This window comes from Rhizobium sp. P1_B8 (assembly GCF_056406515.1).
In genome coordinates this window covers 1-16,211 of record NZ_JBFTZZ010000045.1, presented here as the reverse complement: position 1 = coordinate 16,211, position 16,211 = coordinate 1, and the positions used below count along the sequence as shown (strand labels likewise).

Genomic DNA, 16,211 nt, shown 5'->3' with positions numbered 1-16,211 from the left:
GTATCTGGCGCGGAGCCGGACGCCGTTACCGTCTGGCGCACGCAAGCTTGAGATGAGGAACGGCATGCAAGGCGATGACATCGCAGACCTGATCGGCCGCGTCGCACTCGGCGATCGCAGGGCTTTCGTGGCCCTCTACAATCAGACCGGACCGAAACTTTTCTCGATCTGCCTGCGTATCTTGAAGGATCGCACGGAAGCCGACGAGGCCCTGCAGGAAGTCTATATCAGCATCTGGCAGCGCGCACGCAGCTTCTCCGTCGCCTCGGGTTCGTCATCGGCATGGCTGGCTGCGATTGCCCGCAACCGGTCGATCGATGCGCTGCGGGCGCGCAAGCCCGTCGCCGACGAATTGGACACGGTCTATGATCTTGCCGATGCCGGGCCCGACCCGGAAATGCAGACGGTGACGAAGGATGAAGGAAGGCGGATTGACACCTGCATGGAAGAGTTGGAAGCTGATCGCGCGGTCGCGGTGAAACGGGCTTATGTCGAAGGGCTGAGCTATCAGGAACTGGCCGATCAGTTTGGTGTCCCGCTGAACACGATGCGGACCTGGCTTAGGCGCAGCCTCTTGAAACTGAGAGAGTGCATGGAACGATGACATCGCCCGACAAAAGCAAGGGAGACCGCTCCCGCGACGAGGTTCTCGCCGGCGAATATGTGCTTGGCGTCCTGTCGCTGCAGGATCGCCGGGTGGTGGAAGAGCGCATGCGCCACGATCGGCCTTTCGCTGCGATCGTCAGCCGTTGGGAAACCAACCTCTCCTCCTTCAATGACGAGTATGAAGCCGCCGCTCCGAACCGGGAAACCTTCAAGCAGATCGAGGCGCGGCTTTTCGGCGATGGTCAAAGGCCCGCATCCTTTTCGCAAGGGCTCTGGAATTCCGCCGTTTTCTGGCGTTCGCTGAGCTTTGCTTGCATCGTCGTCGCCGTCAGCGCCGTCATCTTCGCCTCCGGCGTGGTGCCGGAGCCGCAGGGACCGGCACCGCTGGTAGCCTCGCTTTCGGGCCAGAACAGCACCATCAATCTTCTAGCCTCCTATGAGCTGCAGAGCGGCCGGCTGAAGATCGTGCCGGTCGCCGCCGGCAAGCCGGAGGAGAAGTCGCTGGAACTCTGGCTGGTGCCGGGCAGCGGCATGACGAGATCGCTCGGCGTCTTCCAGCCGGGCGAAAGCGGCGAAGTTGTCATTCCCGCCGATCTGCGCAGCCAAGTCGCCGATGGCGCAACGCTTGCCGTCAGCCTCGAACCCTTCGGCGGCTCGCCGACCGGACAGGCGACCGGTCCGGTGATCGCAAGCGGTCCCTTGCACAGGCCGTAAATCGGGCGCCGGCCATGATCGTGCCGGCCGTCAATCAAATTTCTCCTGTCTGAAACTCTTTCGCGTGGCCCTCCGTAGTTCGAATTGTCCGGACGACGCTCAGGCATAAAGCCCCGCGGATGGTGTCCGGTGAGGAGAAAATCATGATCAAGTCCGTATTGCGCGGCTTCGCGCTCGCCACAGCCATGTCCGCCGTCGCCTTTGCTGCCGCCAAGAACCCGGTGGTCGGCGGTGCTGCGATGTTCGATAGCAAGAACATCATCGAGAACGCCGTGAACTCCAAGGATCACACGACGCTGGTCGCCGCCGTCAAGGCCGCCGGCCTGGTCGGCACGCTCGAGGGCAAGGGCCCCTTCACCGTCTTTGCGCCGACCAACGAAGCCTTTGCCGCGCTGCCGAAAGGCACCGTCGATACGCTGCTGAAACCGGAAAACAAGGCGACGCTGACCAAGGTTCTGACCTGCCACGTCGTTGCTGCCGATGCGATGGCCAAGACCGTTGCCAAGATGATCAAGGATGACGGCGGCGAGCACGACATCAAGACCGTCGGCGGCTGCGTGCTGAAAGCCAAGGAGAGCATGGGCAAGATCACGCTGACCGATGAAAACGGCGGCGTCTCCCATGTGACGATTGCCGACGTCAAGCAGTCGAACGGCGTCATCCACGTCGTCGACAAGGTGCTGCTGCCGAAGATGTAAGCCCGCTCGTATCGGCAGACGCATTGGGGCGCTCTTGGGGCGCCCCAAACACAAATCGATAAGGTGGCTAGCGCATAACCCCGAAAATCGGAATCGATTTTCGGAAAGGATTACGCGCAGATTCAAAGGGAAAGGCGGCGCTCTATCGGGCCGCTTCAACTCTCGGGAAGACGAGGGAGACACTCATGCCGGTGTCAGGGGACGAGCTCACTTCAACCTCGGCGCGGGCATTCTGTTTCAGCGACTGTACGATCATGGCGCTCAGCTTTCCCGGTTGCGGCCAGGTTACATCCTGGGGAAGACCGACCCCGTTATCAGCAACGGTGATCCTGCACCCGGTATCGCTGACGACACAGCGGAGCGTGATTTCGCCGCCATCACGCCCCACGAAGGCATGCTTCAGCGTATTGGTGAGGAGTTCGTTGATGACGAGACCGGCCGGCATGGCGACATCGACCGAAACCGGCCAGGTATCGACCTTCATGTCCAGCCGGATCCCTTCCACCGCGTGGGCCGCCATTACCGAGGCGGCAATCTGGCTGACATAGGTGCCAAGATCGACTGTGGCGCCTTTCTCTTCGTCCGACAGCGAGCGATAGAGCAGGGCCAAAGCTTCAATCCGCCCGGCCAGCCGTGCAAACCTCTCGCTTTCCTCATTCTGTTGAGCATTGCGCGCCTCCATTCGGATGAGCGCCGTGATCATCTGAAGATTGTTCTTCACGCGATGTTGAAGTTCCCGCAGAAGGACATCTTTCTCCGTCAGCAGTTCGCTGAAGCTCTCAGCGGCCGTCGCCTCATTGCGGGCAGCAAAGGCCACCAATCGGAAGAGTGGCGTGTCATCGTCGTCGACGATCGTATTCGACCAGACATCGACAATGACGGTACTCTCGGGTTCGGCCGCCAGCGAGAAGGCACCAATATACTCCTCCGCAGAGGTCACAGCGGCCGTGAGCGGCACCTCTCCGGAGACGGCGATGGACTCCAATTCAATTTCCGCCCAGGGTTTTCCCTGGACCGCGGTTGCCTCAAGCGCCGTCAGCCGTTCGAATTCGAGGTTGACGTAAATCAGCGGCTCGTCGCCACCGAGTTCGGAGACAGCCACCGCGAATGGCACATGATCGAGAAAGTGTCGAAACCGGTCGTCATCGAGGGCTTCGGCAAGATGGGGCAAGTTGCCGACGCCTTCCGGCGAAATCGGCGGGTCTTTGCTATCGGTCATCAAATATTACTCGTGGACGCGGCTGCTCCCGCACGGCAGGAGAACTAGGGTTGCTTTAAAAACTGCGGGGACGCAAGCGTTGATCGGCGGCTCGTCCATCGATTGCCGGCCCCAGGGTGATTTAAGCCCGGTCATAGGTAAATGACGTCAGCAGGGTCGTGACGAAATTGCTCGCCCTTTCCTTGACCAGGACTTCCGTCCATTCATCAGTCCCGCGCAGCCGCAAATCCGTGTAAATGCTGTCGACGGCCGCTTCTTCGATACGTTTGATATGGGTCCTGAACGACGCTTCGCCGCCGCCGTGATACATGTCTCTGATTACCATGCGCAGGATCTCCTGAATGGCGATCTGCCAGGCCGTATTGATCGATTGAAGTTCGTTCGCAGTCTCTGCCATTGACGCTTCCTTGGTGCGAGTGAATGCCAGCACGCCTTCGGCCATGCTGCAGCGCGCGATCTGCAAGCCCGTCATTTCAGACGCGGTTTAAGTCTCGAGCCCTGTCGATCGGGTTGTGATCAGCGGGCCCTGGCGCGTTTGGCAATGAGGGCAGAGGTTGCCGACACCCGGTCACTCTGTTCCCTCGCAAGCCGGGCTTCCCGCAGCCGCAACGTCTTTGCCTGCTGCGATTGGGCGTCGGATTCGAGCTCTTCGGCCGCCTGGTTCTTCGCGAAGAACTGGGTCTGGACGCTGCCGAAGGCAATCTCCGCCCGCTGGCGGGATTTGCTGTATGTCTCTGTCATGTTGGCTCCGATACGGGAGGGCTCGACGCGCGAGCGAAAACAAAAAAGGCCAGGCAAATCGCCTGGCCTTGGATTGATAACGTGCTTCCGGCAGTGCCAGTACATCCGTGGTCAAAGGGAAGCAGATACCGATTTAAGCGTTCTGGAGATTGCAAGCGGACATCTTGCCCGACTTGTTGTCACGCTCGAGATCGAAGCCGATCTTCTGGCCTTCGACAAGTTCGCGCATTCCGGCGCGCTCGACGGCGGAGATGTGAACGAAGGCGTCGTCGCCGCCATTATCGGGCTGAATGAAGCCGAAGCCTTTGGTGGAATTGAACCATTTAACTGTGCCAGTGGCCATGATGATGAACCCTTTCATAGCAATATTGAAGAACCGCAACGCTGAGGCGATGCGGATGGTGATAGCGATTTTTGAAAGGAAGTTCGTTCAGGGCGCGGTGCCAATCGCGCGATAACCAAGCCAGCAAGCAAAATTCGATGATCGCTATCTAGCTCATCAAAGCCGCGCCGTCAACCGTTAGTTTTCCATTGGCGCCATGTTCAACTATGGGATGTCGCGGAAACCTTTACACCAAACAGCGTTCCGCGTCCGGGGCGCGTACGCCCTTACTTCCAGCGGGCGATGCCGACGGTTTCGGCGATCGCCTGGCGCAGTTCGTCCAGCCCATCGCCCTTTTCGGACGAAGTGGACAGAACGCCGGGATAGGCGGCCGGGCGCTTGCGGATCTTTTCCGCCGTTTCTGCAAGCAGCTTCGGCACGCCCGCCGCCTTGATCTTGTCGGTCTTGGTCAGCACGATCTGATAGGAGACGGCGGCCTTGTCGAGCAGATCAAGCACGTCATCGTCGTTCTTCTTGATGCCGTGGCGGCTGTCGATCAGCACATAGACGCGCTTCAGCGTCGCGCGGCCGCGCAGGTAATCGAAGACGAGCTTGGTCCACTTGTCGACTTGCTCCTTCGGCGCCTGCGCATATCCATAGCCCGGCATGTCGACGATGGCCGTCGGCGGCAGGTCGCCGCCTTCGCCGGAATAGCCGTCCGGAACGAAGTAATTGAGTTCCTGCGTGCGTCCCGGCGTGTTCGAGGTGCGCGCCAGGCCCTTCTGGCCGACCAGCGCATTGATCAGCGAGGATTTACCGACATTCGAGCGACCGGCAAAGGCCACTTCCAACGGCCCTTCCGGCGGCAGGAAGTTGAGGGACGGTACGCCGCGGATGAAGATCCATGGGTGGCCGAAGAGCGGCTTTTCGGTTTCGGGCATGCGGGCTCTGCAATCTCTGGGTTGGGTCTTTTACCGGGCTTCGTGGTTTTGCGGGCGGATGTCAAGCTTCGAGGCCGTTTGCAGGCTATTGCCTTGGCTCCTTCTTCCGCTGCCGGAAAAGAAAAGCCCCGCCGGAGCGGGGCTTGGCAAGCGTCATTTCGATGGCGCCGTTTTTCGTCGGAACAGACCCTTCAGATTGTCGAAGAGTTCGACCTTGACGCCGTGGCGCTTCATGATCACCGACTGCTGCGCCACCGAGAGCGTGTTGTTCCAGGCCCAGTAGATGACCAGGCCGGCTGGGAAGCTTGCCAGCATGAACATGAACACCAGCGGCATCCAGGTGAAGATCATCGCCTGCGTCGGATCGGGCGGCGTCGGGTTCATGCGCATCTGCAAGAACATCGTGATGCCCATGATCAGCGGCCAGACGCCGAGATGCAGAATGGTCGGCGCCTCGAACGGCAGCAGGCCGAACAGATTGACGATCGTCGTCGGATCGGGCGCCGAAAGGTCCTTGATCCAGCCGAAGAACGGCGCGTGCCGCATTTCGATGGTGATGTAGATCACCTTGTAGAGCGAGAAGAAGATCGGGATCTGCAGCGCCACCGGCCAGCAGCCGGCGATCGGATTGATCTTTTCTTCCTTGTAAAGCTGCATCGTCGCCTGCTGCAGCCCCATGCGGTCGTCGGCGAATTTCGCCTTCAGCTCCTCCATCTTCGGCTGCATGCGCTTCATGTTCGCCATCGAAGCGTACTGCTTGCTGGCGAGCGGGAAGAACAGAGCCTTGACGACGATGGTCGTGCACAGGATCGCCACGCCGAAATTGCCGAAGTAGCGGAAGAAGAAGTCCATCAGCTTGAACATCGGCTTGGTGATGAAATAGAACCAGCCCCAGTCGATCAGCCGGTCGAACTTCGGGATCGAGTAGCTGGCCTCATAACCGTCGATGACGGGCACTTCCTTGGCGCCGGCGAAGACGAGGTTCTTCAGCTCGATCGATTGGCCGGGCGCAACCGTGAAGGCATCGTCCTTGTAATCGGCCTGATAGCGCGGCTGGCCATCGGCAAAGTGCGAGAAGCGCGCCTCATAGGCGGCACTCTGCGGCGGAACGATCGTCGCCGCCCAGTATTTGTCGGTAATGCCAAGCCAGCCGCCGGTGGATTTCGCCGGCATCACGGCTTCCTTTTCGGCGGCGCTATATTTGGTTTCGATCAGCCCGTCATCGCCGATGACGCCGATGAAGCCTTCATGCAGCACGTAGACGGAGGGTGTCGTCGGCTTGTTGTAGCGCGTCACGCGGCCGTAGGACGAGAGCGAGGCGGGCGCCTGGCCGGCATTGCTGATCTTGTCGGCGACGGTGAACATGTAGCGTTCGTCGACGGAAATCGTGCGGGTGAAGGTCAGGCCCTTGTCGTTGGTATAGGAGAGCGTTACCGGCGTCTTTTCGGTGAGCTTGGCGCCCTCGGGTGCGGTCCACAGCGTCGAGGCGCCGGGAACGTTGCCCGTTGCGTCGCTGCCGATATAGCCGAGCTCGGTGAAATAGCCGTCCTTGGTCTCGGCCGGGCTGAACAGCGTGATGATCGGGCTCGAGTCGTCGACGGTCTCGTGATAGCCCTTGAGCTTCAGATCGTCGAGGCGGGCGCCGGCAAGGTTGATCGAGCCGGAAAGTGCTGGGGTGTCGATGACGACACGCGGGGTCTTTGCCAGCGCCTGCTCGAGCGTCGCCGTCGCGGCTGCCTGGCCGGAAGGGGCCGTACCGCTCGGCTGGGCCGGCGTCTCGCCGCCTGCTGCCGGCTGCTGCACCTGCTCGGTCTGCTGCTGCGCCTTCTGGGCTTCCTGCGCCTTGCGCTGGGCCTCGATGCGCGGATTCATATAGAGAAACTGCCAGCCGAGGACGATCAGCACCGAGAGAGCGATCGCAATGAAGTAATTGCGGTTGTTTTCCATCATACGTTCCTGGGGCGTCCGTCTCCGGAGCGCCGGTGTTTCGGCCTGGTTTCCACGCGGGATTTCAGTTCCGCGGCCAATTCCTGGAAGGACGCGTCAAGCACGTCCCTGCGCGCGACAACCACATAGTCGTGTCCGGGCTGCATTGCAAACCCCGCATGAAGCCGCACCGCCTCTTTCAGGCGGCGGCGCATGCGGTTCCGTTCGACCGCGTTGCCATGTTTTTTGGTGACTGTAAAACCGACGCGTGCCTGGCTGTCGGGTTCCTTCCGGTCGAGGACTTCGAGAAGGAAGAGGCCGCCCCGGCGTTTTTCGCCCTCGCGTACGGCAAGAAACTGCGGGCGGCTCTTCAGCCGCCCGACAGTGTGTTTCTTCTCACTGGTCGTCAATTCGCCCGCCATCTCTTACCGGGCTACCCGGCCTTACGCCGACAGACGATTGCGGCCCTGCGCGCGGCGGGCTGCGATGACCTTGCGGCCACCCTTCGTGGACATGCGGGCACGGAAACCGTGGCGACGCTTGCGAACAAGCTTGGATGGTTGGTAGGTACGCTTCATTTATTTTAAACACCGCGGAGTGCGGCCCTTCTTGAATTTGCATAATGCAAGGAGCGTTGTTTTTCGAACGGGCGGGCCATGAAAGGCTTGAGTGACCGAACGTGCGCGGGCTTATAAGGATGAAGCCCGCAAAAGTCAATTATGCCGGATAATTTCACTCTGCACTGCCGGCCTCGAAAGTAATTTCGCACTCTGGTGTTAAGAAATAAGGCATGCCCTGAGTGGTTGTAGTTTTGCGCCGCGGCAGATCGATCGCCCCGGTTTTCAGGTGTTTACGCCGCCCGACCGCATTCGGCACGGATCATTTCCGAAGCCATAATCGTAAATATTAGAAATCTAACTTTAATAAATTTCGCCGATATTCAACCATCGACTGGGAATTTGCTTTCCAGGCAGTGGCGTAGCTAGGAGCATTGCATTGAAGATCCGGGGCAAAATTAATCTGCTGGTTTGCGTGATGGGTGCGGTCGCACTTCTGATCGGCGCAACGGCATTGTCGGCCATGCACGAATACAGTCGCAACCTGACGGCTTACGAGCATGCCGCCGCCCGCGCCTATGCCGGCGAACGGCTCAACCGTTTCGTCACGGCGGTGGTCATGGAATCGCGCGGCATCTATGCGGCCAAGACGATCAAGGATACGCCGAACTTCGCCAAGGGCCTGATGGCCGACCTCGACGAGATCGACAAGGTCATCTCGGGCTGGGCGCCGCTCGTTCCCGAGAGCCAGAAGGCCGATTTTGCCAAGCTTGTCGCCCGCGCCGCGGAATTCCGCACCTTCCGCACGGAGACCGCCCGCCTCGGCACGGAAGTCGGCCCCGAAGCCGCCGGCCAACAGGGCAACAATGACGCCAACCGCGCCAACCGCAAGGCGTTCCAGGCGGAAATCGATGCTGTGGTCGCCACCGACAAGGCAGCACTGGAAACCGTCAACGCCGAGATCGAGAGCTTCCGCTCCCAGGTGCTGATGCTTGTGCTCAGCATCACCGGCATCGGCATCGCGGTCGGCATCGGCATGGGCTTCTATATCGGCACCAGCCATCTCAGCCGCCCGATCAAGCGCGTCACCCATGCGATCAAGGAAGTCGCCGACGGCAATTTCGACGCCGAGGTCCCCTTTGCCGGCCGTCCGGACGAAATCGGCGAGATGGCCGCAGCGGTTGCGGTCTTCAAGGCGAACGGGCTCGCCGTCAAGCGCTTGAACGCCCAGGAGGCGGCGATGCGCGCCAAGAGCGACGACCTGCAGTCGAGCATGTCCGTCGTCGTGGCTGCGGCTGCGGCCGGCGATTTCGGCCACCGCATCAGCAAGGACTACGAGGACGACAACCTCAACCAGTTCGCCGGCAACATCAACACGCTGCTGTCGAGCGTCGATGCCGGCATCGGCGAGACCCGCCGGGTCATCGCAAGCCTTGCCGAAGGCGACCTCACCCAGACGATGAGCGGCAACTTCCAGGGCGCCTTCGCCGAGCTGCAGCAGAACGTCAACAATACTTTCGTCACCCTGCAGGCGACGATGCGCGAAGTGCGCGAGACGACGGAAGCGATGAACGGCAACACCGCCGAGCTGCGCAATGCCAGCGACGACCTGTCGAAGCGCACCGAGCAGCAGGCCGCCGCCCTCGAAGAGACCTCGGCAGCGCTCGACGAGATCACCGCCGTCGTCCAGAATTCCACCGAGCGGGCGCATGAAGCCACCATCATGGTGTCGGAAGCCAAGGAGAATGCCGGCCGCTCCGGCGTCGTCGTGCGCAATGCCGTCGAGGCCATGGGCCGCATCGAGCAGGCCTCGCGCGAAATCAGTCAGATCATCAACGTCATCGATGAGATCGCCTTCCAGACCAACTTGCTGGCGCTGAATGCCGGCGTCGAGGCCGCACGCGCCGGCGATGCCGGAAAGGGCTTCGCGGTGGTGGCGCAGGAAGTGCGCGAACTCGCCCAGCGTTCGGCAACGGCTGCCAAGGACATCAAGGCGCTGATCACCAAGTCGGGTAACGAGGTGCAGGTTGGCGTCAAGCTGGTCCAGGCAACCGGCGAGGCGCTGGCCGAAATCGGCACCCGCGTTATCGCCATCAACGACCATATCCATTCGATCGCGACGGCTGCGACCGAACAGTCGACCGGCCTCAAGGAGGTCAATACCGCCGTCAACCAGATGGACCAGGTCACCCAGCAGAATGCTGCGATGGTGGAAGAGACCTCTGCCGCCACGCACAGGCTTTCGGCCGAAGCCGGTGGACTGGTGCGCCTCATTGCCCGCTTCAAACTGTCGGATGATGCGCCGGCAGCTGTGGCGCTTGTCCGCAACGAGCCGCAAAGACCGGTTGCCTCGCCCGCCCGCCGCGCGATCGCCAAGGTCGCCCGCGCCTTCGGCGGCAATGCGGCCGCAGCCGAGCAGAGCTGGGAAGAGTTTTAAGCTTTACCGATTACGCGCCTTCGAACGCCGCCTTCGGGCGGCGTTTTCTTGTGGCGACATGACGCTGCTCGCAAAGATTTGAAAGCGGAGCATCTTGGTCTAATATAGAGCTCAGCGGTAAGGGCGGCCGACGTGCTGCCGATCGGGCGAGACCAGAATGCCGAACCAAGATCAGGGCGATAATCCTTCGGCGGAAAACCCGGCGGCCGGCGAGGCTGCAAGGGCGCCGTGCCCGCCTGCCGGCCTGTTCGGCGGCCTTTCCGGCAAGCTGCTCTGGCTCACCGTCGTCTTTATCATGCTCGCCGAAATCCTGATCTTCTTCCCCTCGGTCGCCAGCATGCGCGTACGCTGGCTGCAGGACAGGCTGAATACGGCCGCTGCCGCCGCCATCGTCATCGATGGGCTGCAGCCGGTCGAGCTGCCACGCGCGCTGCAGAAAGAGACGCTGGAGGCGACCGGCACCAAGGCGATCGTGCTGCGCAAGGACGGCACCTCGCGGCTGCTGGCGACGACCGATATGCCGACCTCGGTCGACGAGTCCTACGATCTCACCGACGTGCCGCCGGTAACGGCAATCCGCGATGCGCTCGACACACTCGTCTTCGGCGGCGGCAGGATGATCCGCGTCTATGGTCCCGTCGGCGACACCAATACCGGCGTCGAGGTGGTGATGAAGGACAGGCCGCTGCGCAGGGCGATGTTCGTCTATTCCCGCAATGTCCTGTTGCTGTCGGTGCTGATCTCGCTGTTCACGGCGACGCTGATCTTCTTTGCGATCAACCGCATCCTCATCGGCCCGATCCGCCGGCTGACCGGCAGCATGCAGCAATTCTCCTCCGATCCCGACAACCCGGCCCATATCTATATCGGCGACGGCGGCCGCGACGAACTGGCGGTCGCCGGCCGCAACCTCACCTCGATGCAGATGGAGCTGCAGAAGACGCTGAAGCAGCAGAAGAACCTTGCCGCTCTCGGTCTCGCCGTTTCCAAGATCAATCACGACATGCGCAATATCCTGGCCTCGGCGCAGCTGATGTCGGACCGGCTGGTCGATGTCGATGACCCGATGGTCAAGAGCTTCGCTCCGAAGCTCTTGCGCACCATCGACCGCGCCGTCGGTTATACCACCGAGGTGCTGTCCTACGGCAAGGCGAGCGAATCCGCGCCGCGCCGCCGCCACATCCGCCTTTTGGAGCTGACCCAGGACGTCAAGGACATGCTGGCGATCGATCCGCTCAGCGGCATCGAATTCGCAGAGCAGATCGGCGCCGAGCTTGAGGTCGATGCCGATGGCGAGCAGCTCTTCCGCGTCATCCACAATCTCTGCCGCAACGCGCTGCAGGCGCTGACGTCGCCTGGCGAGGGCGGCCCGGGCTCCGTCAGGCGCATTACCGTCTCCGCCCAGCGCGTCGGCAGCGTCGTCAGCATCACGGTGGATGATACCGGCCCCGGCATGCCGCTGAAGGCGCGCCAGAACCTCTTTGCCGCCTTCCGCGGCTCGGCCCGCTCCGGCGGCACCGGCCTCGGCCTCACCATCGCCCGCGAGTTGGTGCTTGCCCATGGCGGCACGATCGCGCTGGTGGAAAAACCGACGGTCGGCACGCAGTTCCGCATCGAGATCCCCGATCGCCCGGTTTCGCTGGAGGATTACCGCAGCCGGACGCACATCGAGAAGTGAGGTGATTTCCGAAGGCGCGGCTACTGGCAGACAAACACGCGATTTTTTCAGAAATGCTCTTGCATTGTCCCGAAGGACGTTTTAGAGGATCGCCACGCAAGCGGCACCGCCGCATTTTGCACGCACCCGTAGCTCAGCTGGATAGAGCACCAGACTACGAATCTGGGGGTCAGGAGTTCGAATCTCTTCGGGTGCGCCATTTTCCCTTTGTATCATCAGTATGATAGCGAAGCTGCGATAAGGCCTCCGCCGCACCTAGGGCAGCGCGCCATCAGCAACGCCAGGCAAGACGAAACGCTTCAAGGCGGTTTCCGACTCTAATCCATCGCCAAATCTTACGCTGCGCTTATTCAGCGTGGGACGTGTCGGGCGAACCGCAACGGCATACGACCAGCGCCCCGTGGGACGACCATCACGATTTCGATTTCCGCCAGCCAGCCGCCCAAGCTTCAAATTCCGAGCAGAACCACCGTTCTCCATACTTGGGGCTGATCTTCGTCTCTGCGTAGCGTCGCTGCCCCGGCACATGGAAGATACGCTCGCCGGTGGCGATGCTGACGTTGCCCTTGATCCTGCACGATTGTCCGGAGCCGCCAGAAGCGCCCCATGAGGCCAGCAAGTCGCTCGCGGTCCAGCCGCCGGCTGCACCAAACGCGAGCGCACCAATGAGCAAACCCGGTGCCCTGAACAGCACCGATTTCTTCTGCGGACTGCGATAACCCTGACGCATGCCCCCATCTCCGCCATGTCGCGCGAAAGATCGTAACCGCGTTGGCGCACGGCGAACATTTATCCAAAAGCGGTATCACGCCCATTCCAACCTGCCTTGCTCCGCTAGTTGGGTGATTGTCGGGGGCGTATTGCTTTCAACCTGTCGCTCAAATTCCTCGGCGGGAACATTGGCGACGCGGATAGCCGTAACCGGTTGGCCCTCGGACACTCCAGCTGCCTCGGCGGCCTCGCGCTGGGAAATCAAGCTGCCCGCACCCTCAGTTTGTCTTGCGGCATCTTTGCGGGTCACAACTTTAGGGCCGCTGGTGGCCGCAATGTTTGATTTGCGCCATGAGCCGGGTCGAGTTCTACAGCAGCAGGTCAGTGCCGGGCAATTCACAGAACGGGTTTACAGGTCAGGTGCCTGTAAAATTCACACCTAGTTGCAAACGATCATTCAAGAGCGGCACAAGCTTGCTGAGAGCATTGTTCGCTTCGGCGAAATCCTGTTGCGCACGGCGCACAAGCTCTTTTGCTACGGCCTCTACTTCGAACATCATCGCCTCAAGGTGACTACCCCGCCTGACGTCAAATTGGCCTTTGCCGTCGGAAACGTCAAACGTGTGATCTTCCCCCTGCGCAGCGATTGAAGAACGTCTAGCTTCGTACATTGTCCATGCGGGGATAATCGAGTTATGGATTTTGTCGAGAGAAGCTAGTGCGTTAAAAACATCGTCGTCCTTGAGGGAAAGCAACATCGCCATTTCGGAAGGAGCAAAATCTATTGGAGAAGGTGGATTTACTATCGGTAACAAAATCGCGAAAACCTGTTCAGTTTTTACACTCTTCCCGAATTCCAGGCGCTCATCGACGTGGGCCTTAATATGTGCGAATGAGGCGTGGATGGAAATAACCTTGAATAAGAGAGAATAGGCTTGGCCCTTAGCCTCGATCTTTCGATCCTCTGCACGCTCCTGTCGAGACGCCTTTTGCTCCTGTCGCTGGGCTATGAGCGTTATTAAGCCACCGACAACAGCGCCGATGATTGCCGCCCAAAATTCACTCCCCGGCCACGCAGCCAGCTCTTTCAACGATGCTAGAAGTTCTGCCACAGCTGTCCTCCGTAAATCCTCGTTTGTGACTATCGCCGCGCGGCCCAGCGGGATGTTCCGCATTTCCTTCCGAATCAGGCAGCGCCGCAGTACATTGCTGATATGGCTACAAAATTCTTGTACATGGACGAGCAGTACATAGACCCTAATACCCATCGCAACGGAGAGACGTCGCGGCGCAAAAAGTGTGTATCGCTGACCGGCGTGCTGATCCCGACCGACATCCATAGGACATTCAGAAGCCGATACTACAAGGCGGTGGGGAAGGCACTCGGCGATTCAAACGACTTTCCTGAGCTGCCGGTGATCCACGCATCAAAGCTGTTTCCGGATCATAGCGACGATGTTAAGTATCAATTCCTTGAAGAAGTCGTCCAAACCTGCGCTGACCTTAATTTTCGCGTTTTCCGTGTCGGATATTACGTAACTCCGCAGCTTGTGTCGGTCTTGAAGTGCAACACGCCACAGAAAATTCTTAACATTTGCTTCTCTAGTTTATTGTTCTGCCTTGAGGAGGAGCTTGCCAAAAACGAAATATGGCCGGTGATGGAGACTGATAACTCTTCCCATCAGGACCGTGTCTTCGCGGGCCTTATTCAGACGACCGATTATATTTCAGCTGTGATTGGTACGGGATCCCTATCTATTAACAACGAAAATCTAGGAGAACTGCACTACAGCACCAAACGGTCGGCATACGGGACTGTCACCGACTGCATTTCATATCTGCTAGATGCGAGATCATCCGTCGAATCGCTCGGGGCTATTGCGTCACCCTTCAAACAAAAGCTGGCCGAGATCGCTGCGAAGCTTGAACCGCTAACGGCCTTCAATGAGATTATTGAAATGAATTTCGAAATTCCGCCGCATGGCTACATTGCCAAAGGACCTTTTCGTTACGCCTTCCCCATTGCGCCCAGCGGGGCTGACGGCGGATAAGAATTCCAAGCAGCTGAGACCGCGTGTTCACTGCCATCCCATCCAGTGTAACCAGCCGACCTCCCGCCAGTAAATGGCGCGGAAAGTGTCTTCCCCAAATGATCATCGGCAATGAGACGGACCAGATGAAGGTACAACCATCGTTGCCTGTATGCCGACCTTGCCGTTCCCACAGAACACCGCATCGACCTGCTCGACGGCATGAACATCATCATTCTGCACGCCTTGAGGGCGCCGTGACACGCACGACTGGCTCCGACTTGGCCTCAGCTTCCAGCGCCGCGATCGCCGTCCGCTTGGCACGGCATCGGCCGAACGTGGGGTCGGTCACTGAAAACGATCGGGAAGGACGTCGATCCTCATTGGCCGGCCGTAGATTCGGCTCGCCTCCTCGGTTGCCAAGCCGAGAGCGGTTTCCAGCGGGTATTGACATTGGCGTGACCCAAGCATTTGAAAACCAGAAGGTGAATTTACACGTACTCTTAATAGATTGTGCGGTTGCAAAGCGTTGGGGAATGCATGTCTCTTTTGAATTTGCCTTGGGTCATTGGCCCAATTCCAATTGTGATAACATTTTGGGCTGCGTACGCGTGCGGTATCGCTGTGGCAAAGCAAAGGCCAACTAGCGGCGAGGCGTTTTTAGCTGCTTTAATGTTTCCGATCGGTCTGATTGCAATCGTGTATCAGTTGTTTCTTTCAGATCGCAATTTGAATGTTGCGTTAATTACAAGTCAGTTAATGGGAAGTATTTTCTTTCTTATTATAATGCACGCTAGTGGATGGCGGCGGATAACCGAAAGCCACGATGGAAAAGAATCCCCTATTGTCATGAAATACTTTACAATGTTGGTTTTCGTGTTTGTTTTATACAATACATTTATTTTGAACTTTCGCGGCGATGACCACTGCACTATAGCGAAATGCTTCGTTTTGGAGTGGGGACTAGGAAGGATAGACCAGCCCTTTTCTCGGCTGTACTTGGGAGGTGCTTTTGGAGCGCTTATCTTGATAGGAGTACTGCCTATTCTTTTTAAGGGGCTTTTGAAATTTATTCGCGACGGATTTCGTATTAAATAGGGGAGAAGTGCGTCGGGTGATCTTTTACAAGAAGCAATTCGCGACGGTTGAATGCCATCTGCAGATGCCGTCAACAACGGCTTTACAGGCATTGGACTGGCTTACGGCCTTAGGGCAGCTCGTGCGCCGCGTGATACCCAAGCGGGTTCGTCAATCGATATGATTTTGCCCTGCGCCCGCTCCTCGGCAATCTTTGCACCTTCGGCCATAATCTCGTCGTCGGTCGGCCAGATCGGCTACGTCACGGTTGAGCCGGTTGATCCAAGTGACGAGGAGGCTTGGCATAGGATTGGCCGGGTTGTTGAGGCGTTCGGCGATGTCGGCCATCTGAAAAAGGACATCATCGCCTACCTTTACCAAATCGGGCGGGTGGAGGAGATATGTCGCGCCGATCGACAGCGCAACGTCATAGAGTATGAATAGGGGTGAATACAAAAGCCCCGCCAACATGGCGAGGCTCTCATTCTGCTGATCTGACGGGCCGTTCTTAGAACTTCACGCCGACCCCGAACTTGAGTTCGTGCTGATCGAGG

General features: G+C 59.3%; 18 protein-coding genes and 1 tRNA gene. 9 read left to right on the top strand and 10 right to left on the bottom strand.

The genetic code is table 11. The features are described from left to right. Positions 1-64: 64 nt before the first annotated feature. The 3 genes from AC1D2N_RS33680 (at position 65) to AC1D2N_RS33670 (ending at position 2,018) form a co-directional block, all read left to right on the top strand. Positions 65-604, top strand: a complete 540-nt coding sequence (locus AC1D2N_RS33680; protein ID WP_018244545.1) for a sigma-70 family RNA polymerase sigma factor — start codon at positions 65-67, stop codon at positions 602-604. Next, the gene (locus tag AC1D2N_RS33675; RefSeq protein WP_130728729.1) at positions 601-1,320 is read left to right on the top strand and encodes an anti-sigma factor; all 720 of its coding nucleotides are present in this window, start codon (positions 601-603) and stop codon (positions 1,318-1,320) included. Before AC1D2N_RS33680 ends, AC1D2N_RS33675 begins: the two co-directional genes overlap by 4 nt. A gap of 143 nt (positions 1,321-1,463) precedes the next feature. Next, positions 1,464-2,018: a fasciclin domain-containing protein gene (locus AC1D2N_RS33670; RefSeq protein WP_018244547.1), complete on the top strand. Its 555-nt coding sequence runs from the start codon at positions 1,464-1,466 to the stop codon at positions 2,016-2,018. Between the two features lie 142 nt (positions 2,019-2,160). On the opposite strand, the gene AC1D2N_RS33665 is transcribed toward AC1D2N_RS33670, so the two are convergent. From AC1D2N_RS33665 to rpmH, 8 genes are all read right to left on the bottom strand, one after another. Next, complete coding sequence (locus AC1D2N_RS33665; RefSeq protein ID WP_047617223.1) at positions 2,161-3,237, bottom strand: sensor histidine kinase; 1,077 nt, start codon at positions 3,235-3,237, stop codon at positions 2,161-2,163. A 121-nt stretch (positions 3,238-3,358) separates the two neighbouring features. Next, positions 3,359-3,634 (bottom strand): hypothetical protein, encoded by a 276-nt coding sequence (locus AC1D2N_RS33660; RefSeq protein ID WP_024323874.1) that lies wholly within the window; start codon positions 3,632-3,634, stop codon positions 3,359-3,361. 119 nt (positions 3,635-3,753) lie between these two features. Continuing rightward, entirely contained in the window at positions 3,754-3,978 is a 225-nt protein-coding gene (locus AC1D2N_RS33655) for a hypothetical protein (protein ID WP_028731647.1), read from the bottom strand. Positions 3,979-4,111: 133 nt separating this feature from the next. Beyond that, entirely contained in the window at positions 4,112-4,321 is a 210-nt protein-coding gene (locus AC1D2N_RS33650; RefSeq protein ID WP_003545000.1) for a cold-shock protein, read from the bottom strand. Positions 4,322-4,587: 266 nt separating this feature from the next. Beyond that, positions 4,588-5,241 (bottom strand): ribosome biogenesis GTP-binding protein YihA/YsxC, encoded by a 654-nt coding sequence (yihA, locus tag AC1D2N_RS33645; RefSeq protein WP_011650240.1) that lies wholly within the window; start codon positions 5,239-5,241, stop codon positions 4,588-4,590. Between the two features lie 153 nt (positions 5,242-5,394). Continuing rightward, positions 5,395-7,188, bottom strand: coding sequence for a membrane protein insertase YidC (yidC, locus tag AC1D2N_RS33640; RefSeq protein WP_128408563.1), 1,794 nt, complete (start codon positions 7,186-7,188; stop codon positions 5,395-5,397). Further along, on the bottom strand, positions 7,188-7,589 hold the full coding sequence (gene rnpA, locus AC1D2N_RS33635) for a ribonuclease P protein component (protein ID WP_018068735.1): 402 nt from the start codon (positions 7,587-7,589) through the stop codon (positions 7,188-7,190). The genes yidC and rnpA overlap by 1 nt, the downstream gene beginning before the upstream one ends. Positions 7,590-7,610: 21 nt before the next feature. Further along, positions 7,611-7,745: a 50S ribosomal protein L34 gene (gene rpmH / locus AC1D2N_RS33630; protein ID WP_003545006.1), complete on the bottom strand. Its 135-nt coding sequence runs from the start codon at positions 7,743-7,745 to the stop codon at positions 7,611-7,613. Between the two features lie 418 nt (positions 7,746-8,163). On the opposite strand from rpmH, the gene AC1D2N_RS33625 reads away from it, so the two are divergent. The 3 genes from AC1D2N_RS33625 (at position 8,164) to AC1D2N_RS33615 (ending at position 12,038) form a co-directional block, all read left to right on the top strand. Further along, a complete protein-coding gene (locus tag AC1D2N_RS33625; protein WP_018447743.1) occupies positions 8,164-10,161 on the top strand; it encodes a methyl-accepting chemotaxis protein in 1,998 nt (665 codons plus the stop codon). A gap of 157 nt (positions 10,162-10,318) precedes the next feature. Beyond that, positions 10,319-11,839, top strand: coding sequence for an ATP-binding protein (locus tag AC1D2N_RS33620; protein WP_018244555.1), 1,521 nt, complete (start codon positions 10,319-10,321; stop codon positions 11,837-11,839). Between the two features lie 122 nt (positions 11,840-11,961). Further along, positions 11,962-12,038, top strand: a tRNA-Arg gene (locus AC1D2N_RS33615). Between the two features lie 213 nt (positions 12,039-12,251). Here AC1D2N_RS33615 and AC1D2N_RS33610 read toward each other — a convergent pair. Together AC1D2N_RS33610 and AC1D2N_RS33605 are read right to left on the bottom strand one after the other, a co-directional pair. Then, positions 12,252-12,569, bottom strand: coding sequence for a sunset domain-containing protein (locus AC1D2N_RS33610; protein ID WP_065276773.1), 318 nt, complete (start codon positions 12,567-12,569; stop codon positions 12,252-12,254). A gap of 397 nt (positions 12,570-12,966) precedes the next feature. Continuing rightward, positions 12,967-13,662, bottom strand: coding sequence for a hypothetical protein (locus AC1D2N_RS33605; RefSeq protein WP_130651613.1), 696 nt, complete (start codon positions 13,660-13,662; stop codon positions 12,967-12,969). A 123-nt stretch (positions 13,663-13,785) separates the two neighbouring features. On the opposite strand from AC1D2N_RS33605, the gene AC1D2N_RS33600 reads away from it, so the two are divergent. The 3 genes from AC1D2N_RS33600 (at position 13,786) to AC1D2N_RS33590 (ending at position 16,101) form a co-directional block, all read left to right on the top strand. Further along, positions 13,786-14,601: a hypothetical protein gene (locus AC1D2N_RS33600; RefSeq protein ID WP_130728730.1), complete on the top strand. Its 816-nt coding sequence runs from the start codon at positions 13,786-13,788 to the stop codon at positions 14,599-14,601. A gap of 519 nt (positions 14,602-15,120) precedes the next feature. Then, positions 15,121-15,678 (top strand): hypothetical protein, encoded by a 558-nt coding sequence (locus tag AC1D2N_RS33595; protein WP_130728731.1) that lies wholly within the window; start codon positions 15,121-15,123, stop codon positions 15,676-15,678. Between the two features lie 51 nt (positions 15,679-15,729). Further along, the gene (locus AC1D2N_RS33590; RefSeq protein WP_130728732.1) at positions 15,730-16,101 is read left to right on the top strand and encodes a hypothetical protein; all 372 of its coding nucleotides are present in this window, start codon (positions 15,730-15,732) and stop codon (positions 16,099-16,101) included. The last annotated feature ends 110 nt before the right edge of the window (positions 16,102-16,211 follow it).